Raw genomic sequence first — 23125 nt, forward strand, 5'->3', positions numbered from 1 at the left:
GGGGTGCGGCGGAGGCTGATCTACGATGGCGCAGCCTTTTGCCTTGAGTGAAGCCGCCACTGGCTGGCACGGTCGGCTCGGTCAACAGGCTTGCCGCGTCTGACAACCTCGGCAGCAGCGCCGCAACTGGCAATGCACCCCGACTATCTAGCCCCGCCCGCCTTAAATTGCTTCCGCTTGCGGCAGCCGCTAAAACGCCGGCATGGCATCGATCGAGTCCGTTGTTGGCCCGTTTCTCCTGACCGGCCGCTTGCTTGTGCGCTTCTGGCCGCAACTCCTGCTGGTCGGCGCCGTCGGCTATCTGCTTCGGGACCTCCTGTTGCGCGCCGCGGCCACGGTCGGGCTGGTGCACCCACTGGGCGGCATGGTGATCCTGTCGCTGGTGGTGCTCGTTAAGCTGGCCGTCGTGGTGATGTTGTTCCTGGTCATGCGGCCGGGCTTGCCGGCGCTCGCCTCTCTGTCGCAGCCGGAGCCCTCGGTGCAGACTAAGCACGCATCGGCGCGTGGCGGGCGCATGCTCGCCATTACCGCCGCGGCCATTCTGCCCTTTTTTGCCTATTACGCTGCCTGGGGCTTTCTCGGCGACACGGTACGGGAATATTCCCGGCTTGCCCTCGACCAGGTGCAGTTCGGCGAGGAAGCGCGGTTTCTCGATCTCCTGACTTCGCGGGGGTTGCTCCTGTCCATCGCCGCCTGCTGGGCCATTCGCTGGCTGGCAAAGCGCATGAACAAGCGGAGCCGCTCGCCCTATTGGCGTCTGCTGGTGGTGGCGGCGGATGCGAGTTGGATCTTCATCGGCCTCTATGGCCTGAGCATCTGGAAGGACGCATTCATCACATGGTTGGGGGCGGGCGAATTGCTCGATTCGGCAGGCGCGTCCGGCGGCGCATTGCTGGTGAGCGTTGCCCATGCAGCCGAGAGTTTTACCCCGGTCGAGTTCCAGCCGCCCGACTGGCCTGCCCAGATGCAGAGCCTCTTCTTCTACGCCCTGCTGCCAATCGTATGGCTGGTGATGGCCGCTATCATCAACGGCTACGAGCTTTCTGGAGCGGGCCGTCAGTCTGTTCCCGCAGCATCCCCCGCCGGAACTTTGCGAAAATGGCTGGCGGATTTTACTGACCATTTCGTCTCGGGCTACCGCGCCCGCTATCGCCCCGTATGGATCTGCCTCAAGCTGACACTCGGGTCGGGGCTCGTCACGCTGCTTTCCTTCATCGTCGCGTATCGTCTGATCGGCTGGATGGGCGCTTGGGCCTGGTATGCACTCACGCGCATGCTGGCGCCTCAGGATCTGGTAACCTGGCAAGCGATCTTCGGTGTCGCCGGCGTATTCATCGGCAGCCCGAGCGACCTCGACGGCGGCATCTTGCTCGACGCCCTGCGCGTCGCGCTACTTGCGGGGATGCTCGAGCATGCCGTCGCGCGTCGGGGCGCCGCGCCTGCTATGGTTTGAGCAGGAGAGTGTCCGGCTCGGCCTCGGCAAGGCCGATCAGCAAAGCCAGGTCGACGGCATCATGCGGGACGAGGAATGTGGCGACCATGTCAACCTTGCCGCCGGGCCCGGCTTCGGCAAATGCCGGGCCGCCGCAAAGCGGCCGTTCTTCGATCCCGGGATATGCTTTCCGCGCGATGGGCTCGAGCGTAAATGTCGGCGCCCAAAGCCGCCCATCGGCATCGGTGAGGCGGATCCGGCACATGCCCGCCATGCTTGCCGTGTCTTTCCCGACCCGAGCCTCGAATTCGGCCAGCACCACCGCTGCCTTCGCAGACGGCCCCGGCAGTCTTTTCAGATACACGAGCCGCCACGCGGCGCCCGCATAGATCGGCGATACACCGCCTTCGACCAGGATGGGCTCACGGCCGTGCCGATCGTACCATTCGGCAAGACTCCCCCAGGAATGGGCCAGAACGGCAGCCGGGAGCACCAACCCGAGCGCTGCCATGCTGCCCCAATACGCGCGTCTTTCGCTTACCGTTTTGGAGGGCATCTCACTCACGCCTTATTGCCCAACGGATGTCGCCTTCGCTGCGCAGGATGGTGAGGGAGGGCGACACGGAGTTTGGCAGGACGCCGGCTATGTCGATCCGCAGTTGCTCGTCGAGAGGGATCAGAGCGGATCGGGCGAGCAGGAGCCGGCCGCCGGCTACCTCCTTTTCCGGCACCTCGAAAGCGAGAAGGAGGGGGGTGGGCAGGCCCGGATCGAGGCGCTCGTTCACAAGATATCCGGGCTGGTTCGAGAATCTCTGGCTGAGCGCATAGCGGATACCGGTGGGCCCGAGCCATTCAGCGGAGGTGAGTGTCAAGCTCTCCACCTTCGCCACCCCTGCGCCTTCCACCAAAAGCCACACTCCCGACGTGGTGTACTCCTTCACCTTGCCGAAGTTTTCCGTCCTCAGGCTGCGCGCAAGATGCGCCCTCGCCACGCCAAAAGCGAATGTGTCCTCCTCGACGCGCTCGCCGGCCTTCCCATCTATCGCGATCGGGGACGTGATGTCGCCATAGCCCGGCGTCGAGTGCTGCATGCCATAGAGCGCCGCCGCTGCGAGCACCAGCGCCAGGGCCATCCCAAGGACTCGGCTCATAATAGCGGTTCCTTCCGGCCGACCGGCATGACAACCACGGCCGCCGTGCCGTTGCGGAACCAGCCGGGGGAGCCATAGAGATTATCCCGGGGCTTGTAGATTTGGCCGGCCACGGTCAGACGCACCTCACTGGGAAGCGGCTTGTCGCGGGGCCACTCCCAGGTGGCGATCACACGCTCGGACATATTCGGGTTGATGCCTCCGGCAATCCACCGGTCGCGCGCCAGATAGTAGGTCGGTCTGGGCAGACCCTCGACAGCCGGCTCCGCAATGGCGACCAGCTCCTGGAACGCGTTGCTTGTTCCTGCCGAGCGGTTGTCGAGGTCCATTTCCACCATGAGGAACCGCTTCGGCTCGAACGGCTTCGTGCCTGTGGGAGGAATGTCGCCGATCCGGGCGTCGCGGATTGTCACCAACCAGCGTCCGGTGTCTACCGTTTCGTTCGCCGATAGTACCGGGATCGGATCTGGATTTGCGGCTTCATAGACCGACATCGCGAACGAGACCGCAGCTGCGGTGGTTCCGCCCAGCCCGGCGATGAGCAGCGCGTAGATCCGCTGTTTGAGGCTAAACGGCTGCTTCCCCACGACTTCCCTCTTGGCGCGGCAGGAAAGCGCATGTAGCGCACCGATCCGAGCGCTCCGTGTGCCGGCGGCGCCTGATAGCTTTTCGGAACAATTTCCCGACCACCATGCGGCGGTCATTATCACCGCCCTCCGGGTGGTGCAAAGAAAATGGCGGGCACCGCCCTAGAGCGCGGCTCGGCCGTCGAACTCGATCACCGGCACCTTTTGAATCTCGACGGCCTCAAGACATCGGATGTTGATATAGGCTGTGCGCTCCCCGCCTTCTGCGGCGTCCTCGGCATAGACATGCATCCCGCAATTTGGGCAGAAGCGGTGCGCGATTGCTTTTCTGTGGAAGAGATAGCTGCTGGGCTCCGTCTCTGCCGCGACCGTCATCTTGTCGCGCGGCACAGCCCAGAGCAAGGCGCCCTTTTTCGAACATATCGAACAGTTGCAGGAGACCGCGACCTCAAGATCGCCCTCCACCTCGATTGAGACCTTCCCGCAGTGACATCCGCCTTTGTAAAGCATTCCCTTCTCCTCTGTCGTCCCACGCTGCATGAGCGGAGGACGAAAGAAGAGCAGGCTTTCCGACAGGCGAGAAGCATTCTTTCATATGCTGACGGGTGGCAGCTTGGGTCTACTGCCCTCAGATGGCTTTGGCGGCCTTCGTCTCCGCCCTACTTGTCTCGGCGGATCGGGAAGGTGGCGTCCCCGTCTTCCTTGCCCGAAAGCACCTTCGGGTTCGCGCTGGAGACACCGTCATTGCTTCCGCCTTTGTGCCGCTTCTCGCTTTGGCCTTCGGCATCGGCTTCCGGGCCCTCCTTTTTCTCGGAGCGCTTCAGCTGGCGGTCGATGACTTCGCGCGATCCCTCGGCGGGATCTTCAGGGTGTTTGTTCTCTGGCATAGCGCATCCTCCGTTTGATCGGCACAACCAGCAGAGGCGCCGCAAAGTTCCTGCAGACTCATGTACCCCCTGACACCGCGATCATCCGCCCCTATATGAGTGCAACCGTTCACGACGAGGAAATCCCATGGCGATATCCGGGAAAACCCGATTAGCAGTTCTTTTCTCCGGATTGTTCCTGGCATTTTCCCTTGTTGCCATCGACTATGCCGAGGCACGTCGCGGTGGCAGCTTCGGCAGCCGCGGGATGCGCACCTTCCAGGCAGCGCCGCCGACCAGGACGGCGCCGCAGCCGACCGCCCCGGTTGAGCGCTCGATGACACCGAGCACAGGTCAGAGCAACGCGGCTCGCCAAGCGCAACCGGCAGCGCAGCGTCCTGGCTTCATGAACGGATTCGGCGGCTCTATGCTGCGCGGTCTGATGCTGGGCGGCTTGATCGGGCTGCTGCTCGGCCACGGATTTGGCGGGCTGGCCGGCATGTTCGGCCTTCTGCTTCAGCTGCTTCTGATCGGGGGTGCAGTACTGCTGCTTCTCAAGATGTTCAGGACGCAGCCGGCGCGGACTCCCGCGCCCGCACTCGCGGGCCATTCCCGCGATGCCGGCGGCTTCGGCTACGGTGCGGGCGGCGTCACCAACCCATACCCCGGCTCCTCCACCCGGCCGGAAAGTATCCTCCGTCCGGGCGCCGACGAGATCGGGCTGACGCAGCACGATCTCGATACGTTCGAGCGCCGGCTGACGGAAGTCCAGGAAGCCTTCGGACGCGAGGACCACGCCGCCCTGCGCCGGCTGACAACGCCGGAGATGGTGTCGTACCTTTCGGAAGAACTCGCCGAGAACGCGAAAAACGGGCTGAAGAACGATGTCTCTGACGTGAAGCTCCTGCAGGCAGACATTTCTGAAAGCTGGCGCGAGGGCGACACCGACTATGCCACGGCGGCCATGCGCTATTCGTCACGCGACGTCACGCTCGAACGGGTCAGCGGCAGGATCGTTGAGGGTGATGCCGATCGGCCGACGGAGACGACTGAAGTATGGACCTTCACGCGACACAACGGCGGTGACTGGAAGCTCTCCGCCATCCAGCAAGCCTAGGCATCTTGCCGCCCTTCACCGCGGCACGGCCAGCCTACGGCAGCCCTGCGCCAAGCCGCCCATCAGCCTCGCTCTCGCCCAGTTCGATGCGCCGACCTTCGGCATCGAAAAGGTGTAGCTGGTCCATGCGCGGCTGAGCGAAGAGGACATCGCCCCGCCCGATCCTGCTTTGGCCGGCTTCATGAATGAGGATCGGCGCGCCGCCCGGCGTCGTGCAATGGAGATAGCTGTTGGCGCCGTGCTGCTCCGCGATCGTTATTTGCAGCGGCCACCCGTTCCCGTCATTCGAAAGGACGAAATGCTCTGGGCGGATGCCGAGCGTCACCTGCTCTCCGGCGCGTACCTTGCCGGCCATTGCGGGCACCCCCAGTGGAGGCAGATGCGGGGCTTGGAAGGTGATTCCCGCTTCCGTCGCCTCGGCAATGGCGCCGGACACGAAATTCATGCGCGGCGAACCGATAAAACCCGCCACGAACATATTGCAGGGGCGGTTATAAAGCTCCAGCGGCGCACCCACCTGTTCGATCACGCCCTTGCGCAGCACCACGATCTTGTCGGCCATGGTCATGGCCTCGATCTGGTCATGCGTGACATAGATCATCGTGTTGCCGAGCCGCTCATGCAGGTTGGTGATCTCCACCCGCATCAGAACGCGCAATTCGGCGTCGAGATTGGAAAGCGGCTCGTCGAACAGGAAAATCTTGGGGTCGCGCGTGATGGCACGGCCGATGGCGACGCGCTGGCGCTGCCCGCCTGAGAGCTGCTTCGGCCGGCGTTCCAAAAGTTCCTCGATCTGCAGCATTTTCGCCGCCGCTTCGACCCGGCGTGCGATCTCCTCCCTGGACATGCGGATGTTTTCGAGCCCAAAGGAGAGGTTCTCGCGCACGGTCATATGCGGGTAGAGAGCATAGGACTGGAAGACCATGGCAACGCCGCGGTCCGCCGCGGGCACGGAAACGACGCTTTGGCCGGCAATGCGGATGTCGCCGGACGTCGCCTCCTCAAGGCCAGCGATGAGCCGGAGCAGCGTGGACTTGCCGCAGCCCGACGGCCCGACGAATACGACGAATTCGCCGTCCTCAATCTGCAGGTCGAGGCTCGGTATGACCTCCACCGCACCGAAGGATTTCCTGAGTTTTTCCAGAACGAGATCTGCCATTTGGTCTCTACTTGATGCCGGTCGAGGCGATGCCGCTGGCGATATACCGCTGCAGGAAGATGAAGGCGAAGGCCAGCGGCAGCGCGGTCAGCGTGGTCATGGCCAGGAGCTGGTCGTAATGGATCTGGTTCTCGTCCTGGAAGGAGGCGAGCGCCAGCTGCAGCGTGTAGACCTCACGCCGGTTGAGGACGACGAGGGGGAGCAGAAAATCGTTCCAGCGCGAAAGAATGGAGAAGATCGCCACCACGGCCAGAGCGGGCGCGGAGAGCGGCAGCACGACGCGCCAGTAGATGCGCCACTCGCTGGCGTGGTCCATGCGCGCCGCCTCGATCAGTTCGTCCGGGATGGTGAGCATATACTGCCGGAGCAGGAAGACGCCGGTGGGCGTGGCGACGGTTGGCAGGATGACGCCCCACAGATTCCCGACCAGCCCGAACTGAGCCACGATGAGATAGGTGGGCACGAGCACAACGGTCGGCGGGATCATCAGCGTCATCAGGATGGCCACCAGGGCAACCGTGTTTCCCCTGAAGCGGTATTTTGAGAGCGCGAAGGCCGCCATGGAGTTCATGATGAGGGTGATGATGGTCGCCGCGACGGTGATGAAGAGGGAGTTGTAGACGAACAGCCATAGTTCCGACCCGGAGGTCGACAAGAGCCGCGCATAGTTTCCGAAGGTGAAGAGAACGCGCCGCACCGGCTCCGCATCCGCCACCTGCACCACAATCCTGCCGGCCTCCGGGTCGGCGGGGTCGATCATTTGGGCTCTCAGTCCCACCCGGCGCACCTGCGCCAGCAGCCGTGTCCCGCCGTCTTCCGTTCTGACCTCGAAAAGGGGCAAAGGCTCGTCATATCCCTCCACCGTCACCGTCTCGGTGGCGTAGGGGAGGAAAGTGGGCGGAAACTCCGCCAGATTGGCAGGCGTCTTGAACGAGGAGAGCGCCACCCACAGCACCGGCGCGAACATGATGGCGACGCCGAGGAACAGGTAGATGTAGGTTGCCCAGTCGGACCAGTCCGCCCGGATCCTGCCGCGGCGGCGGGTGAGGAATCGCAGGACGGACCCGTGCCCTCCGCGGGCCGCGAGCTCAGCCATAGCTCCGCCCCCGCGCCACCCGCAGTTGAACAAGCGTGAAGATGAGGAGGACCATGCCGAGCAGCAGCGAGGCGGCGGCCGCAAGCCCGAAATTGCGCGGCTGGATGGCAAAGCCGGTCTCGTAGATGAACTGCACGATCAGAATGGTCGCCGAGCCCGGCCCCCCGCCCGTCAGAACATAAAGCTCGTCGAAGGTCTGCACGGAACGGATCACGCAGAGGATGAAGACCACCAGAAGCGTCGGCTTGAGCATCGGAAGCGTGATGCGCGTGAAGACGCGCCAGGGGCTCGCCGCATCCATCTTCGCCGCCTCGTAGACGTCGCGCGGGATGGATTGCAGCCCGGCGAGCAGGATGATGGTGAAGAAGCCCATATGCGCCCACACCGTCACGAAGACCGACCAGAAGAAGGCGGCGTCCGGAAGCACCAGCCAATTGATGGGCTCCAGCCCGATGGCGGTGAGCAGCCCGTTGAGCGCGCCGTTGCGCTGCAGGATCCACTGCCAGGTGAGTGCTACGACCACCGGCGACAGCATCACCGGGAAGAAGAAGATGCCGCGGAAGAATCCCCTGCCCCGGATGTCACGGTTCAGGCAGATGGCGGTCAGAAGCGCGATCCCGATCATCGCCGCCACCTGCACGGGAACGAACAGGAGCGTGTTGCCGAGCGCCCGCCAGAAGAGGTCGCGCGAGCAAGTGGACGGGTCGAGATAGTCGCGACAGTCGAGCAGCGTCTCGTAATTGGCCGCGCCCACATATGGCCGGTCAAGCGGAAACAGCCTGTCGCTGCCGGTCACCGAATAGAAGATGTTTATGAAGACGGGCAGCAGCGAGAAGAGCAGGACGGCGGTGAGATTGGGGATCAGGAACACCCAGGGCATGCGCTTGATGCCGAGGAGCTTCTGCAGCCCGTGCATGAGAGGCTCGACCACCCTGGCCGGCAAGGCGGCTAGGGTGGCGAGCGCTCCGGTTAGGCGGGTGGCCGCGCTCATGCGCTCTGGCTCGCGCGGGCTAGTTGCCGCCGGTCTGCGCCGCGCCCATGGCCAGCTCGACATCCTGCTTGATGCGCTCCAGCGCGGCATCGACGGTCAGCTCGTCATTGATGACCTGACTGATGCGTGTGGTGAGCGCGTTCATCATGGCCCGCTGGAAGCGCCAGCCCTGGAAGCGGTAGGCGGCGGGCGCCATCTTTGGGATCTGGTTGGTGAAGGTGGCAAGCGCCTCCTGTGTGCGCTCCGACGCGCTGGGATATTCGACGCCGCCCTCGATGAGCGAGGCGGCGGCGGGAATCTCTACGGAAGCCGCGATGATCTCCTTATAATTTTCCGGCTGCGCGACATAGGCGATGAATTCGCCTACCAGTTCGGGGTTCTTCGTGTGCTTGAAGCCGACCAGCGCTCCGCCGCCGGGCATGACCGTGCAGGAGGACGGACCGCAGGGAGCGGGCATAACCGCCCACTCGAACAGGTCGCCCACCTCGGTATCCATCTGGTTCAGCGTCCAGGAGCCTCCGAAATAGAATACCACATTCGCATTGAGGAAGTCCGTGAAGAGCTCGCGATGGGTCGCGCCGCCGACCGCGCCCCAGAGATCGAGCGGCATCGTGCCGTTCTTGTGCCACTCGACAAACCTCTCGATCGCCGTCCGCAGGCCGTCATCTACGACCGGGTTCCCCTGCTCATCCACCAGTTCCGCCCCGTGGCTGATCGCAAAGCTGGCGAAGCGGTGGCCGGAGCGGTCCATTTCCATGGGGAAGTCGGTATTTGTCGCCTCCGCCACCTTTCGCGTGGCCTCGGCCCAGTCATCCCATGTGGCGCCTTCCTGCGGAACAGGGATGCCGGCCTGCTCGAACAGCGTCAGATTGACATAGGCGCCGTTCACCGTAAGCGATGTAGGCATGCCGTTGATGGCCTTGCTTGCCGGGTCGCTGCCGCGCAGCCATTGCAGCGTACGGCCGAATTCCTTTTCGAAATACGCGGCATCAACATAGGACGTAAGATCAAGATAGTAGCGGCTAAGGCCGCCTAGATCGGTGATGATGGCGACGTCCGGACCTTCGCCGGATTCAAGCTGCACCGGCAGCGCCTCCACGATCGTCTGGTAGGAGACGGTCTCGAGCCGCACGGTCTTGCCTGGATTCTCCTGGTTGAACCTTTCGACCACCGGCGCCATCGCCTTGCAGCCAAAGCCGAGATCGTCGCACTGGACGGTGATCTCTTGCGCCTGGGCCGCCGCAGCGACCGCAAGCCCGAACACGGTACCCGACAAAATACCGGCGAACTTCATGGACACTCTCCTCCTCTCGGGCCGCAGGGCGCCCGATGCACCTCGTTCGACCACCTCCTTGCCGATAAACCGAAAACGCGGCCAATCGGCATTGGTCTAACCAGAGAAGATTCCGTGTGTTGCACCAGAAAGTCAATAGGTCAGAACCAGAGGCAGCGACAGCGTTGGTTTGTTCGACCTTCTCCAAGGTTCCAAGTGCAAAAAGAGACGACGATCGGCAGGCTTGACATACTTTGATGATTCCGGTCTGGTCTGACCGAACGGAAGACCGGCCGGATTCCTACGGACGCCATTAGCGCGGGTTTGATCGCTTCGGTGAGGCGCGCTTTGAGGAGGGAACCTCGGGATGTTGAGATTTGCCGCCGTGGGCATCGACCACGGACATATATTTGAACATGTGAACGGCCTTCTGGCGGAAGGGGCGGAATTTGCCGGCTATTGCCCGCAGACTTCCGTGCCGGCCCTCATGGACCAGTTCCGCAAGACCTATCCGGACGCCAAGCCTCTCGACCGCGACGCCATCTTCGCCGACGAATCCATCGACGTCATCTGTACCGCCGCCATTCCTCGCGACCGGGCGGGCATTGCGATCACGGCCATGCAGGCCGGCAAGGACGTCATGGTGGATAAGCCGGGCGTCACCACGTTCGGGCAGTTGGAAGAGGTGAAGAGGGCAGTCGAGCGCACCGGCCGCATCTTCTCCGTCTGTTTTTCGGAGCGTCACTGCGTCCCCTCCGCCGTGATGGCCGGCAAGCTGGTGGCCGATGGCGCCATCGGGCGCGTAGTTCAGACGGTGGGGCTTGGACCCCATCGCAAGGCGCCATCCACCCGTCCGGACTGGTTCTTCGAGTTCGATGCCTTCGGCGGCATCATCAACGATATCGCCTCGCACCAGATAGACCAGTTCCTCTTCTACACCGGGTCGCGAACCGCCGAAGTCGTGGCAAGTTCGGTCGCCAATTTCGCCACCCCGCAGTCGGCCGGATTCGAGGATTTCGGCGAGGTCCTGCTACGCAGCGACAAGGCTTCGGGCTACATCCGCGTCGACTGGTTCACGCCGGATGGGCTGCCCACCTGGGGGGACGGGCGGCTGACGATCCTCGGCACCGAGGGCTACATCGAGCTTCGAAAATACATCGACATAGCCGGTCGCGAGGGCAAGGACCACCTGTTCCTGGCCGACCGCTCGGGTGTCCGCTATATGGATTGTTCGCGCGAGCCGCTCGTATATTTCGCCGCCTTCGCCAGGGACGTGCGCGACCGCACGGAAACGGCTATGTCCCAGCAGCACGTGTTCGAAGTCTGCCGCCTTGCCCTCGAGGCGCAGGTCAAGGCTGCCGTGATCGCTTCCAAACCACAGGGCTGAAATCATGACCAACAAATTGCGCGTGGCGGTGATCGGCGCGGGGATTGCCCAACGTCATCTCGCCGGCTTCGGCTGGAACAAGGACCTTTTCGAGGTGCCGGTGCTCTGCTCGCTCGACGAGGACCGTGGCAAGGCGCTTTGCGAGGAGTTCGGCATCCCCGAATATACCCAGGACGCGAATTCCCTGTTCAGCCGGGACGATATCGACGTCATTGATGTCTGCACGCCACCGCACAACCATTTCGAGCTCTGCCGCCGCGGGATCGAGGCGGGCAAGCACGTCATCTGCGAAAAGCCGCTCTTCGGCTCGCTAGCCGATGTGGATGCGATGGCCGAGATCGTCGCCCGCAGCGACCGCAAGCTCATGCCCATCTTTCAATACCGCTACGGGGCCGGGCTGCAGAAGCTGAAGCTGCTGATTGAGCGGGGCCTTGCCGGCCGGCCTTTTATGACCACGATCGAGACCCATTGGTGGCGCGGCCCCGCCTATTACGAAGTGCCCTGGCGCGGCAAATGGGCGACGGAGCTGGGCGGCGGGCTGCTCGGCCACGCCATCCACGCGCACGACATGTTGAACTATGTCCATGGTCCCTGCGCCGAGGTCTTCGCCTTTGGCGCCACGCTGGTCAATAAGATCGAGGTCGAGGACACGATGGCGCTTGCCGTACGCATGCAGAACGGCTCCCTAGCATCGCTGTCGATGACGCTCGGCTCGCGCAAGGAAATCTCGCGCCTGCGCTTCTGCTTCGAGAAGCTCGTGGCCGAGAGCATCCTTGAGCCCTACACCATGGGCCGCGATCCCTGGACCTTCGTCGCCGGCGATCCGGAGCACCAGGAGCGGATAGACAAGGCGCTTTCCGAGTATGTGCCGACGGAAGACGGATATACGCGCCAATTCGAGCTTTTCCACCAGGCGATCCGGAACGGCACCGAGCCGCCGGTGACCCTGCAGGATGCCCGCAACTCCCTCGAACTCGTGACGGCGGCCTATCACTCGGACCGAACCGGCCGGCCGACGCCGCTGCCCATCAGGCCCGATCATCCCCTTTACCGCTCTTGGCTGCCGGCGCCGGACATGGCGGCCACAAAGAGCGCGTAGTATCCTCGCCAAGCCGCTCCCGAGCCTCAATGCTTCGGGATCGTTCATTCGGGGAACGGAGACCAGTTTGGAGAAGGCTCAACGCAGGACCCGCATCCTGGTGTCCAAAAGGCTGTACCAGATCGTCGCGCGCCGGATCGCCCGCATGATCGAGGAAAATTCCGGCAAGCCGGACTGGCGCCTGCCCTCCGAGCGGGAGCTCGCCGAAGAGCTTCAGGTAAGCCGCACGGTCGTCCGCGAAGCGGTCATCGCACTGGAGATGCGCGGCATCGTGGAGGTGCGCGGACGCGCCGGCATCATCGTCCTGCCCACCCGCTTCAGCCAGATCGGCTTCGACGCCATCGACACCGATATCGGCCCCGGCCCTTTCGAATTGCTGGAGGCGCGGCTCGCCGTGGAATCCGGCGCCGCCTATCTCGCCGCCCAGCGCGCCACGAATTACGACATCATGGAACTGGAGGAATGCATCGCACGTATGCAGCAGGAGAAGGATGCGCCGCTTCTCAGCGAAAAGGGCGACCGCGACTTCCACATGACCATTGCTGGGATGACCGGCAATGCAATCATCTTCTCCATGGTCGAGGCGCTTTGGGCGCAGCGCGACGCTTCGCGCATGTGGAAGAAGCTGCATGAGCATATCCATGCCGAGAGCGTCCGGCCGCTATGGATCGGCGACCACCACGCGGTCGTTGCGGCGCTCAGGATGCGCAATCCCGAGGCGGCGCAAAAGGCGATGGCGCACCACATAGCGAACGTTATAAATGAGCTGCTTCAGGCAGACGAACGCGGCCGCTTCGCATCCGACGTAAAGTAGCGGCCCAAACGTAGGGAGGCGCTTTGTGCTGAAGGGCTTCGAACACGTGGGCATGACGGTGCGCAACATCGACCGGAGCCTCGCCTTCTACGTCGACCTCCTTGGCATGGAGCTCGTCGTCCGCCGGCCCGGGCGCGATGGCGACGAGGTCGCCTTCCTGAGCGCGGGCAACTGCATGCTTGAACTTGTCAGCCCGGCGACCGGCGCCCTGCTCGCCGAGGATGTGGCCGTCGGCCGCGCCGGCGTCCGGCATCTGACCTTCTGCTTCGACAGCGTGGACGACACCTATCGCCGGCTGGAGGCCGCCGGCGTGGAGATGGTCGAGCGGCCGCGGCTCGCCTACAACTCCGACATCGTACACAAGGTCGCCTTCTGCCGGGATCCCGATCGCCTGCTCATCGAACTGACCGAGCATTGATATCTGGATCAGGATGGCTCCTGCTTCACCCGACGGGTGCCTCCTCCGACATAGTGCCGCCGCCGCCGACGATCTGTTGCCGGCCCGCGCCGGAAGCCAACCATGTTCGCATTTCCAGCGGCGGCCGCCCGTCGCACTGTCCTCCGGAAACATCTAAGAGGACTGCATGAAGGACATTGTCATCGTGGGCGCCGGCAAGATCGGCTCGACCATCGCCGACCTGCTTGCCGCGACCGGAGACTATGCGGTGACCCTTGTCGATCAGTCTGGGGAGCGTCTCGCGGGCCTGGAGCTTTCGCGGCCAGTAGAAGCCGCCATCGCCGATGTCCGTGACAGCACCGCCCTGACCAGGCTGCTCGATGGTCGCTTTGCCGTGGTGAACGCTGCCCCCTATCATCTTACGATACCGATTGCTGAGGCTGCCGCAGCCGTCTCCATCAACTATTTCGACCTGACGGAGGACGTCGTCAGCACGCGCAGGGTGAAGTCGCTCGCCGCGGGCTCCAGGGCGGTGTTCATGCCGCAATGCGGGCTCGCACCCGGATTCGTCTCGATCGTGGCCAATGACCTGGCGAAACGGTTCGATGAGATCGACAGCATCCGCATGCGCGTCGGCGCCCTGCCGCGCTATCCCTCGAACGGCCTCAACTACAATCTGACCTGGAGCACGGAAGGGGTGATCAACGAGTACTGCCAGCCCTGCGAGGCCATCCTCGACGGCGAACTGGTAGAGGTGCCGCCCCTCGAGGAGCGCGAGGAGTTTTCGCTCGACGGCGTCACCTATGAGGCGTTCAACACGTCGGGCGGCCTCGGCACGCTGTGCGAGACCTATCTCGGCCGGGTGCGCACCCTCAACTACCGCACCATCCGCTATCCCGGCCACGCGGCCATCATGAAGGTGATCCTCAACGACCTGGGCCTCCGCCACAGGCGCGACGTGCTGCGCGACATCCTGGAGAACGCCGTGCCCTCGACCATGCAGGACGTGGTGGTGATCTTCGTGACGGTGAGCGGGCGGAAGAGCGGCCGACTGATGCAGGAGACCTATGCGAACAGGATTTACGCCCGCAATATCGGCAGTGTCACCCGCAGCGCCATCCAGGTGACGACCGCGTCGGCTATCTGCGCCGTCCTCGATATGGTCGCGGGCGGGCTGTTGCCGGACAGGGGCTTCCTGCGCCAGGAGGATGTCGAGCTCGAGCCGTTCCTCTCGAACCGTTTCGGGACCGTCTATGCAACGGGCGATGCGACTCTTCGTTCGGCCGCCTGATGCTACTCGGCTGCAAACTGCGGGCGACCGGCCACGGCCGTTCCCAAGGCCGAAGCGCCCCGCTGGAAGTGCTTTCCGAGGACTATCCAGGAACGGCAGCTCTCGACGCCGGCTATGTGGAGGATCTCGTCCAGCACGGCGTCTATGTCCTCCACCCTCGGGGCCTGCAGGACGATTGCCAGATCGTAGTCGCCGCTGATCGTGAAGCAGCTCATCACCTCCGGCAGAGCCTTCAGTCCTTCGAGAACCTCGCGCTGGCGCTTCTGCACGATGTCCAGCATGACGAGGGCGAAGGTCGCCTCCTGGAACGGATCCTGCGAAAGGATCGCCGAATACCCCGCGATCACGCCGCTTTTCTCCAGCCTCGCCATCCGCTCATGGACGGTCGTGCGGCCGATCCCCAGCTTCCTCGCAAGCGCGGTGGTCGACTCCCGGCCATTGGCGAGAAGAAGCCCGATGAGTTGCCGGTCGATATTGTCGCGTATCTCGTTCATGCAGCAAGGGTCGCGTTGGTCCGCAGGGACAGCGGGACAGATCAGGAGCAGGCTGCACGTTTCCGTGGAATTATCAAGACTGCATGCGTGAACCCACGGGAATTCCGGATCTCTCGAATATTTCGTCTTGCGCTGGCAAAGCGCATTGCTGAGAAGCTGCGGCCTGTCTAGAGCGGGACTAAGGTGGGGAGACGGGCTCGAAACATGGACGAATACAGCGCCGACATTGCCGTTATCGGCGCAGGGATAGTCGGGCTGAGCTGCGCACTCGAGCTTATGGAGCGCGGCAAATCCGTGACCGTGCTCGACTCAGGCGATCCGGCCGGGCGCGCATCCTTCGGCAATGCCGGTGTCATCAGCCGAGGGTCGATCTTCCCCGTCGCGGGACCGGGCGTGCTGCGCAAGCTCCCCCGCTATCTGCTCGGACGCGACATCGCCGTGCGCATACGCCTCGCATCGATAGCGAGCAATGCCGCCTGGGTCGCTTCCTTCGTGCGTGCTGCCAACGAGACAGCGTGGCGGAAAGCCGCGGCCGCGCTCGACCCGCTGGTCGGTCTGGCCTATGAGCGCCACCTGGCGCTTGCGGCAAAGGTCGGGGCGGGCCACATGATCAAGCGCAATGGGTATCTCCGCCTCTACCGGAGCAAGGATGCCCCTGCCGCCGCGCGGCTGGAGCGTGCCATACTCGACGAGCACGGCGTGCATGCCGAGCTCCTCGGCGGTCCTGAAGTCCGCGAGCTGGAGCCGCATCTTGCCCCCCGCTTCGAAGCCGGCCTGCTTTTTCCCGAGAGCGGCTCCGTCGAAAGCCCCGGAGCCCTCGTCGACGCCTATGCGCGCCATCTGCTCGCGCGCGGCGGTAGGATCGTCCATGGGACTGCCGAGACCATCCAACAGCACAATGAGGGCGTGACGGTAAGGACCGCCACGGAAACGGTGCGGGCCGGATTGGCGGTCATCGCCGCTGGCGCACGATCGGGCCGGCTCGCCGCGAAGCTCGGCTATCGCTTCCCGCTCGCGGCCGAACGCGGCTATCACCTGCATCTGCGTCCGCGAGGGAACGCCGTCCTCAACCGTCCGGTTCACGATGCGGAAGGCGCTTATGTGATGTCCCCCATGGAGGGGCTAGTGCGGATCCTGAGCGGGGTGGAACTCGCCGCCCCCGACGACCCCCCTGACGAGACCCAGCTTCGCGCCGTGCTTGCCGACGCACGAAAGTCGCTGCCTCTGGAGGAGGCCCCGGATCAGAAGGTCTGGGTAGGCAGCCGCCCCTCCACACCGGACGGGCTGCCGGTGATCGGCTTCGCCCCCCGGCATGACCGCGTGCTCTTTGCCTTCGGCCATGGCCATATCGGCCTCTCCACCGGGCCGGTGACCGGCCTGATCGTGGCGCAGCTCGCAGCCGGCCAGCGCCCTGCCCTGCCGATCGGGCCCTTCTCGCCGGCGCGGTTTGGCGCCTGAACGTCAGGCCAGCATCAGCCCGCCGTCCACATGCACCACCTGGCCGGTGATCTGCCGTGCCTCCCGCGCCAGCAGGAAGGCGGCCGCCGCCGCAATGTCGGCGGGCTCGGCCAGGCGCCCCGTGGGCGTCAACTCGGCAGCCGATTCCATTGTCTTTCGCGATGTGGCAGCGTGGCCCGCTGCATCCTTGCGGGTGAAGCCCGGCGCGATGCAGTTCACCGTGACGCCGAGCGGTGCCAGTTGCGCCGCAAGCGACTTCGCCAGCGCCTCGAGCGCCGCCTTGGCGGCCGAGGAAGCGGGGAAATGAAGCCCGTTGGTGCCGAACAGATGCGCGACGAAGGAGCTGATGGCCAGCACCCGCCCCCAATCCGATTTTTCCAGATCCGGCAAGGCCGCATCGACAAGTCGGAAGAACGCAAAGGGCATGGTCTCGAAGGCGTTCTGCAGGTCCTCGTCGGTGAGGGTTCCGAACCGATTCTGCTGCGCCTGACCGGCATTGCTGACGATCTGATCCACGCGCCCGAAACCCTGCCGCGCAGCCTCAACCAGCCGGGCGGGAATCTCGGGATCGGCCAGATCACCGAGAAAGGTCGCGGTCGCCGCTCCTTTTGCCGCGCACTCCTGCGCCAGCGCGCTCAGCCCGGCCTCGTTAAGGCGGGTATGGAGCATCAGCGCCGTGCCGGGCGCCGCCAGTTGCCGCGCAATGGCTGCGCCGATTCCGCTCGCTGCGCCTGTTACCACCACCACTCGCTCGATACCCTGTTGCATGGATGGCTTGCTCCTCTACAGCAAATGGCGGGCGATCAGGATCACCGCCGATGCGGTCGATATGGCAAGCACAACCACGCGCACCCGCCCCTTGTCCACGAAGGCCCGCCCCCATCGGGAAAAGAGAAAGCCCACAAAGGCGAACGGCGCCAATATGGCCGCCAGCACGACATCGCCCCATTCCGCATTCCCGCTCAGGAAGAGGGCCGTCACCGAAATCACCATGCCGAAGACAAAGAAGGCGTTGAGCGTAGAGCGCATCACCGGGCCGGCGGAATTCTGGTAGGCGATTGCCATCGGCGGCGCCCCGATGGAAGTTAGCGTACCCATGAAGCCGGATGCAGCCCCCGCTGCGAAGAGCGTCCCAGGCGTGGCGGCGATCCTGAGGCCAAGCACCGAGAGGAGGACGGCGACGAGAACGATCGTCCCGAACACAAGGGAAAACGTCGCCTCGTCCAAAAGCCCGAGACAGAGCACGGCCAGGACCGCCGCAATGACCCGCCCTGCCAGGGAGAAGCCGAGCCCTCTGACATCGATGGACGAGGCCTCCCGCACCGCACCGCCGATGCACACGAGGCCGGCGATGATCAGCATCGGGCCCGGCACGAAGACCGGGTCGATGACAGCAAGGATCGGGGCCGCCAGCATATTGAAGCCGAACCCGGCCGAGCCCTGCACCGCGCCTGCGGTAAGGAGCGCGGCCACGGCCAAGGCGAGGAGCGGCCACTCGATCGATAGAACAGAATCCAAAATTGCGACCCCGCATAGCTCCGCTCTCCCGAAGCGGCGGTAAATAGGTACCCGGCAGGCTGCCGTTTTTGCAATCGCGCTTTTCCGCCCTCGGCCCTGTCCGGCAAATCGTCTTTGGAAGCGTGAATTCGTTGCCTTTTCTTGTCCCTATGGGGCGCTTTAGGTTTGACAACCCAGCACCTTAAGAAACAATCTGTCGCCAGTCGCCCACGACACCGCCATAGAAGAATAAGCCGCAGAGGGGGTTATCTATGTTCAAACACATGCTTGCCGCCGCCGTCCTTGCCGCCAGCCTCTCGGCTGAGACGGTGCTGGCGCAGTCGATCACCATCGCCATCGGCTCCGAGCCTTCGACGCTGGATCCGCAGCTGCGCGACGATGGCGGCGAACGCCAGGTCAACGACAATATCTACGAGACCCTGCTCGCCAGAACGCCAGAGGGCGAGTTGGTGCCGAGCCTTGCCGCCGAGATGCCCAAGCAGGTCGACGATCTCACCTGGGAGTTCAACCTGCGCCAGGGCGTCAGCTTCCATAATGGCGAGCCGTTCAACGCCGATGCGGTTGTCTACAGCGTAAAGCGCGTGATCGACCCCAAGAACAATTCCGAGCAGTTGGCCTATTTCGGCACGATCGCCGGTGCCGAAAAAGTGGACGACGACACGGTGCGCATCACCACCACCGGCCCCGATCCGATCCTGCCCTCGCGCATGTACTGGATGAAGATGGTCGCGCCGAAACATGCGGAGGAAGGTGACCTTGCCGCCCAGCCTGCCGGCACGGGGCCGTACCGGTTCGTTTCCTGGAACCGCGGCGCAGACCTCACCCTCGAAGCCAATCCGGACCATTGGGACGGCGCGCCCGAGATCGACCAGGTGACCTACCGCTTCGTCACCGAGCCCGGCACGCGCCTTTCCGGCCTGATGGCGGGCGAGTTCGACGTCATTACCAATCTGCTACCCGAGTTCACCGCCTCCGTGCCCAAATTCGCTGCCGTCAGCGGTTTGGAGACCTCGGTCTTCGTTCTGGGGACCGACAACGAGGTGACGTCGGACCCGCGCGTGCGCGAGGCATTGAACCTCGCCATCGACCGCGAAGCCATGGCCGAAAGCCTGTTCCTCGGTTATGCGACCGTCGCCAAGGGCCATCACGTCAACCCCAGGGCCTTTGGCTACAATGACCAGCTCCAGTCCTACCCCTACGATCCGGAGCGCGCCAAGGCTTTGATCGAAGAAGCCGGTGCCACGGGCAAGACCATCGGCGTCTACGGCGAGTCCGGCCGCTGGCTGAAGGACCGCGAGCAGATCGAGGCGGTGGCCGCCTATTGGCGCGAGATCGGGCTTGCTCCCGAAGTCCATATCGAGGAGTTTTCCCAGTATCTCGACACGCTTATGGGCGATGGCCCGCGCCCTGACGCGATCTTCATCGCCAATTCGAACGAGTTGCTGGATGCCGACCGCGAGGCCTCCTTCATCTACCACAAGGACGGGCCCGCTGCCTCCAATTCGGACGCGGAGATGGCCGAGATGATCGACAAGGCGCGCGTGACGACCGACACCGAGGCGCGCAGGAGCCTCTATCACGACGTCTTCAAGAAGGGTCACGATCTTAGCTACACGGTGCCGCTCTTCAATCTGCACGACATCTACGGCATGTCCGAGCGTATGGAGTGGCAGCCGCGCGTTGATGCCAAGCTCATGGTGAAGGAGATGTCGGTCACGGAGTGATCCTACCGCGCGCCGCATTACCCGCGCATAGGGGAAACAACGTGAAAGATGCTGAGGAACGGGAGCCCCGCCTCCGTCCGGTCGACTTGCCGCACGAAATGTCGGAGCGGGAGGCGGCGGAATTCGCCGAAGGCGTGGCGATATTGGAGCGGTTGTCTAGACAATTAGACGATATCGTGCACCGGCTGCAGCGGCGCGAGGCAGGGGAGCGATGAGCAGTTCCCGCCTGGAGGGGCTTTCCGTCAGGCAATTGGCGGAATGGGTCGCTTCGCGCCGGCTGAGCGTGGCCGAGGTCACCGCCTATTTTCTCGAGCGCATCGCCCGTTTCGACGAGCAGCTCCGTGGCTATAACCATGTCGCGGCCGACCGGGCGATGGCGGCGGCGCGCGAGCTCGACGCGCGCATCGCCAGGGGCGACAAGCCGGGCGCCCTCGCCGGCATCCCCATATCGGTGAAGGACATTGTCGACGTCGAAGGACTGCCGGCCACTGGCGCGTCGGCTACCCGCAAGGGCCGCATTGCGTCCTCCGACGCCACGGTCGTGCGGCGGCTGAGACGGGCGGGCGCCATCGTCCTCGGAATGGCCAATTGTCACGAGCTAGCCTTTGGCGGCCCCTCCTTCGACCTGCCCTGCCCGCCGGCGCGCAATCCGTGGAACACGGATTTCTTCTCCGGCGGCTCGTCAAGCGGTTCCGGCGTCACGGTCGCCGCGGGGCTGTGCCTGGGCTCCGTAGCGACGGACACAGCAGGCTCGATCCGTTTGCCTGCCACGCTCTGCGGCGTTGTCGGTCTCAAGCCCACCCATGGCGCGCTGCCGCTTGACGGCATCTCTCCGCTCTCGCTGTCCATGGACCATGTCGGACCGATCGCAGCGACGGTGGACGACTGCCGCATCCTCTTTGCCGCAATGCGCGGTGAGTCGATGCCAGAGCCGCTGCCGCCCGAAGCTTCCTTTTCCGGCCTGCATCTCGGCATTCCCCGCAATGCGTGGGGTATTGGCGACCGGCTCGACGCCGATATGGGCGCCGCCTGGCAGGAGGCCATCGCCGTCGCCCGCTCCGGCGGAGCAACGATCGTTGAACTCGATCTGGAGGAACTGGAGACTTTCCATGCGCCCGCCATGGTGGTCATGATGCGCGAAGTCGCCGATGTCCACGCAGCGAAGGTAAGGCGCGACTTCTCCAGCTACGGCGAGATGTTCCGCGGCCGGGTGCTGATCGGCGACGCGATCGACGAAAAGGCTATGGAAACCGCCGGCCGCGCACGCGTCCTGCTCACCGAGCATCTTTCGCGCGCGCTGGAGACCGTCGACGCGATTCTAGCGCCGGGCGCGCTGACGCCGGCAACACTGCTGCGTGCAGTCAACAAATACTATTTCATGAAGGACCCCATCCCGAATGCGGTCGCTGCCTTCACCGGCCATCCCGCCCTTGCCTTTCCCTGCGGGCTCTCCTCGGCAAAGCTGCCCGTCGGCGTCCAACTCATCGGCTTGAAGGGCGCAGAGGAGCGGCTTTTCGACATCGCCGCGCGCTTTCTCCAAGCCCGGCCCGATTGGTCGCCGCGCCCCGTTTCGTTTTTCGAGGCGGCTTGAGCATGCACAGCAGCTTGCGTCCCGACACTTCGTCCGGCGCGGCGGGATTGTGTCGGCTCCTATCCCGGAGAGGCAAGCCTGCCGCGTTGACAAGCCACCGCCGCAGGGAACACTCTCGCCATCCCGCCGGGTGGAGAGCGGGAAGAAAAGAACGATACCGCACAGGGGAACTTGAATGAACGACACCTTCAGACGGGTGCTTGCAGCCGCCGTTTTTTCTGCGGGGAGCCTTACGGCCGGGGCGGTCCTTGCCCAGTCGATCACCATCGCCATCGGTTCCGAGCCTTCCACGCTGGACCCGCAATTGCGTGACGACGGCGGCGAGCGCCAGGTCAACGACAATATCTACGAAACGCTGCTCGCCAGAACGCCGACCGGGGAGCTGGTGCCGAGCCTTGCCGCTGAGATGCCCAAGCAGATCGATGATCTGACCTGGGAGTTCACGTTGCGCGAGGGCGTCACCTTCCACAATGGCGAGCCCTTCAACGCCGATGCCGTGGTCTACAGCGTCAAGCGAGTCGTTGCTCCGGAGAACGCTTCAGAGCAGATGGCCTATCTAGGTACGATCGCGGGTGCCGAGAAGGTGGATGACTACAAGGTGCGCATCACCACCAGCGGCCCTGATCCCATCCTGCCCTCGCGTATGTACTGGATGAAGATTGTGCCGCCGAAGCATGCGGAGGAAGCTGATCTTGCCGCCCAGCCGGTCGGCACGGGCCCGTACAAGTTCGTATCTTGGAACCGGGGTTCCGACATCACGCTGGAAGCAAATGCCGACCACCGCGACGGTGCGCCCGACGTCGAGCAGGTGACCTACCGTTTCGTCACCGAGCCCGGAACGCGGCTTTCCGGCCTGATGGCGGGCGAGTTCGACGTGATCGTGAATCTCCCGCCCGAGTTCACGGCCACCGTCCCCAAGTTCGCGGCAGTGCGCGGCATCGAAACGTCGACTATCATCCTCTCGACGGACAACGAAGCGACGCGCGATCCGCGTGTCCGCCAGGCGCTGAACATTGCCATCGACAGGAAGGCCATCGCCGACAACCTGTTTCTCGGCTATGCGGAAGTGGCCAAGGGCCAATTGATCCATCCGAACGCGTTCGGTTTCAACAAGAGCATCGAAGCCTACCCCTATGACCCGGATCGCGCGCGCCAGCTGCTGGCCGAAGCGGGCGCGGAAGGAAGCACGATCGAGCTCCTCGGGGAATCCGGCAGGTGGCTGAAGGACCGCGAGGTTATTGAGGCGGTGGCCGGCTACTGGACCGAAATCGGACTGAAGGTGGACGTGCAGATCGAGGAGTTCTCGCGCTATCTCGACCGGCTCTTCGACATGAAAGTGCGCCCGGACGCCTATTTCGTGCTCAATTCCAATGAACTCTTCGACGCCGACCGCGAGATGTCCTTTGCCTATGAGGCGGGCGCCGGCGGCGCCTCGAACTCCGAAAAGGAGTTGGCGGAAACGATTCGCGCCGCCCGCACCGAGACAGATCTTGAGGAACGCTCCACTCTCTACGACAAGCTCACCGCCAAGCTCCACGAAGAAGCCTTTGACGTGCCCCTCTTCAACCATCAGGACATCTACGGCATGTCCGCCCGGATGGAATGGCAGCCGCGTGTTGACGGCAAGCTCATAGTAAAGGAAATGTCGGTCGCCGAGTAGGGCAGTCCCCGAGGCAACCG

The 23125-nt window shown here is 64.0% G+C and carries 23 protein-coding genes; 11 read left to right on the plus strand and 12 right to left on the minus strand.

Annotated elements, in window-relative coordinates; translation table 11 throughout:
* Positions 1-202: 202 nt before the first annotated feature.
* Entirely contained in the window at positions 203-1453 is a 1251-nt protein-coding gene (locus RIN79_RS01780; protein ID WP_309082897.1) for a hypothetical protein, read from the plus strand.
* Here the strand turns inward: RIN79_RS01780 and RIN79_RS01785 are convergent.
* The 5 genes from RIN79_RS01785 to RIN79_RS01805 form a co-directional block, all read right to left on the minus strand.
* Positions 1443-1988: a hypothetical protein gene (locus RIN79_RS01785; RefSeq protein ID WP_309082898.1), complete on the minus strand. Its 546-nt coding sequence runs from the start codon at positions 1986-1988 to the stop codon at positions 1443-1445. The two genes, RIN79_RS01780 and RIN79_RS01785, sit on opposite strands and share 11 nt — an antisense overlap.
* A 1-nt stretch (position 1989) precedes the next feature.
* Entirely contained in the window at positions 1990-2583 is a 594-nt protein-coding gene (locus RIN79_RS01790; RefSeq protein WP_309082899.1) for a hypothetical protein, read from the minus strand.
* On the minus strand, positions 2580-3287 hold the full coding sequence (locus RIN79_RS01795) for a hypothetical protein (protein WP_309082900.1): 708 nt from the start codon (positions 3285-3287) through the stop codon (positions 2580-2582). Before RIN79_RS01795 ends, RIN79_RS01790 begins: the two co-directional genes overlap by 4 nt.
* Positions 3288-3332: 45 nt before the next feature.
* Positions 3333-3680 (minus strand): GFA family protein, encoded by a 348-nt coding sequence (locus tag RIN79_RS01800; RefSeq protein WP_309082901.1) that lies wholly within the window; start codon positions 3678-3680, stop codon positions 3333-3335.
* Positions 3681-3829: 149 nt separating this feature from the next.
* Positions 3830-4057 (minus strand): hypothetical protein, encoded by a 228-nt coding sequence (locus RIN79_RS01805; RefSeq protein WP_309082902.1) that lies wholly within the window; start codon positions 4055-4057, stop codon positions 3830-3832.
* A gap of 127 nt (positions 4058-4184) precedes the next feature.
* Here RIN79_RS01805 and RIN79_RS01810 point away from each other — a divergent pair, with 127 nt between their 5' ends.
* A complete protein-coding gene (locus RIN79_RS01810) occupies positions 4185-5153 on the plus strand; it encodes a Tim44 domain-containing protein (RefSeq protein ID WP_309082903.1) in 969 nt (322 codons plus the stop codon).
* A 34-nt stretch (positions 5154-5187) separates the two neighbouring features.
* Here RIN79_RS01810 and RIN79_RS01815 read toward each other — a convergent pair whose 3' ends face one another.
* From RIN79_RS01815 to RIN79_RS01830, 4 genes are read right to left on the minus strand one after another with little or no spacing between them, the layout of a single operon-like run.
* Positions 5188-6312, minus strand: a complete 1125-nt coding sequence (locus RIN79_RS01815; protein WP_309082904.1) for a sn-glycerol-3-phosphate ABC transporter ATP-binding protein UgpC — start codon at positions 6310-6312, stop codon at positions 5188-5190.
* A gap of 7 nt (positions 6313-6319) precedes the next feature.
* Positions 6320-7408 carry a carbohydrate ABC transporter permease gene (locus RIN79_RS01820; protein ID WP_309082905.1) on the minus strand — a complete coding sequence of 363 codons (1089 nt, stop codon included), beginning with the start codon at positions 7406-7408 and terminating at the stop codon, positions 6320-6322.
* The gene (locus tag RIN79_RS01825) at positions 7401-8399 is read right to left on the minus strand and encodes a carbohydrate ABC transporter permease (RefSeq protein ID WP_375165854.1); all 999 of its coding nucleotides are present in this window, start codon (positions 8397-8399) and stop codon (positions 7401-7403) included. Before RIN79_RS01825 ends, RIN79_RS01820 begins: the two co-directional genes overlap by 8 nt.
* Positions 8400-8418: 19 nt before the next feature.
* Entirely contained in the window at positions 8419-9693 is a 1275-nt protein-coding gene (locus RIN79_RS01830; RefSeq protein WP_309082906.1) for an ABC transporter substrate-binding protein, read from the minus strand.
* A gap of 346 nt (positions 9694-10039) precedes the next feature.
* On the opposite strand from RIN79_RS01830, the gene RIN79_RS01835 reads away from it, so the two are divergent.
* From RIN79_RS01835 to RIN79_RS01855, 5 genes are all read left to right on the plus strand, one after another.
* Positions 10040-11059, plus strand: coding sequence for a Gfo/Idh/MocA family oxidoreductase (locus tag RIN79_RS01835; RefSeq protein ID WP_309082907.1), 1020 nt, complete (start codon positions 10040-10042; stop codon positions 11057-11059).
* A gap of 4 nt (positions 11060-11063) precedes the next feature.
* Entirely contained in the window at positions 11064-12158 is a 1095-nt protein-coding gene (locus RIN79_RS01840; protein WP_309082908.1) for a Gfo/Idh/MocA family oxidoreductase, read from the plus strand.
* Between the two features lie 100 nt (positions 12159-12258).
* Complete coding sequence (locus tag RIN79_RS01845) at positions 12259-12972, plus strand: FadR/GntR family transcriptional regulator (protein ID WP_309082909.1); 714 nt, start codon at positions 12259-12261, stop codon at positions 12970-12972.
* 25 nt (positions 12973-12997) lie between these two features.
* Entirely contained in the window at positions 12998-13390 is a 393-nt protein-coding gene (locus RIN79_RS01850; RefSeq protein ID WP_309082910.1) for a VOC family protein, read from the plus strand.
* A 166-nt stretch (positions 13391-13556) separates the two neighbouring features.
* Positions 13557-14660, plus strand: coding sequence for a saccharopine dehydrogenase family protein (locus RIN79_RS01855; protein ID WP_309082911.1), 1104 nt, complete (start codon positions 13557-13559; stop codon positions 14658-14660).
* A gap of 2 nt (positions 14661-14662) precedes the next feature.
* Here the strand turns inward: RIN79_RS01855 and RIN79_RS01860 are convergent, their stop codons facing one another.
* Entirely contained in the window at positions 14663-15154 is a 492-nt protein-coding gene (locus RIN79_RS01860) for an Lrp/AsnC family transcriptional regulator (protein WP_309082912.1), read from the minus strand.
* Between the two features lie 204 nt (positions 15155-15358).
* Between RIN79_RS01860 and RIN79_RS01865 the strand changes: the two genes are divergently transcribed.
* The gene (locus tag RIN79_RS01865; RefSeq protein WP_309082913.1) at positions 15359-16612 is read left to right on the plus strand and encodes an FAD-binding oxidoreductase; all 1254 of its coding nucleotides are present in this window, start codon (positions 15359-15361) and stop codon (positions 16610-16612) included.
* Between the two features lie 3 nt (positions 16613-16615).
* Here RIN79_RS01865 and RIN79_RS01870 read toward each other — a convergent pair whose 3' ends face one another.
* Positions 16616-17380, minus strand: a complete 765-nt coding sequence (locus tag RIN79_RS01870) for an SDR family oxidoreductase (protein WP_309082914.1) — start codon at positions 17378-17380, stop codon at positions 16616-16618.
* Between the two features lie 15 nt (positions 17381-17395).
* Positions 17396-18133 (minus strand): TSUP family transporter, encoded by a 738-nt coding sequence (locus RIN79_RS01875; protein WP_375165861.1) that lies wholly within the window; start codon positions 18131-18133, stop codon positions 17396-17398.
* A 248-nt stretch (positions 18134-18381) separates the two neighbouring features.
* Here RIN79_RS01875 and RIN79_RS01880 point away from each other — a divergent pair, with 248 nt between their 5' ends.
* The 3 genes from RIN79_RS01880 to RIN79_RS01890 all read left to right on the plus strand — a co-directional run bounded on the left by RIN79_RS01880 (position 18382) and on the right by RIN79_RS01890 (position 23105).
* Positions 18382-19854 (plus strand): ABC transporter substrate-binding protein, encoded by a 1473-nt coding sequence (locus RIN79_RS01880; RefSeq protein ID WP_375165855.1) that lies wholly within the window; start codon positions 18382-18384, stop codon positions 19852-19854.
* Positions 19855-20065: 211 nt separating this feature from the next.
* Positions 20066-21445 (plus strand): amidase, encoded by a 1380-nt coding sequence (locus RIN79_RS01885; protein ID WP_309082916.1) that lies wholly within the window; start codon positions 20066-20068, stop codon positions 21443-21445.
* Positions 21446-21620: 175 nt separating this feature from the next.
* On the plus strand, positions 21621-23105 hold the full coding sequence (locus tag RIN79_RS01890; RefSeq protein WP_309082917.1) for an ABC transporter substrate-binding protein: 1485 nt from the start codon (positions 21621-21623) through the stop codon (positions 23103-23105).
* Positions 23106-23125 lie beyond the last annotated feature (20 nt).

It is taken from the genome of Chelativorans sp., from assembly GCF_031180965.1.
GTDB lineage: Bacteria > Pseudomonadota > Alphaproteobacteria > Rhizobiales > Rhizobiaceae > Chelativorans.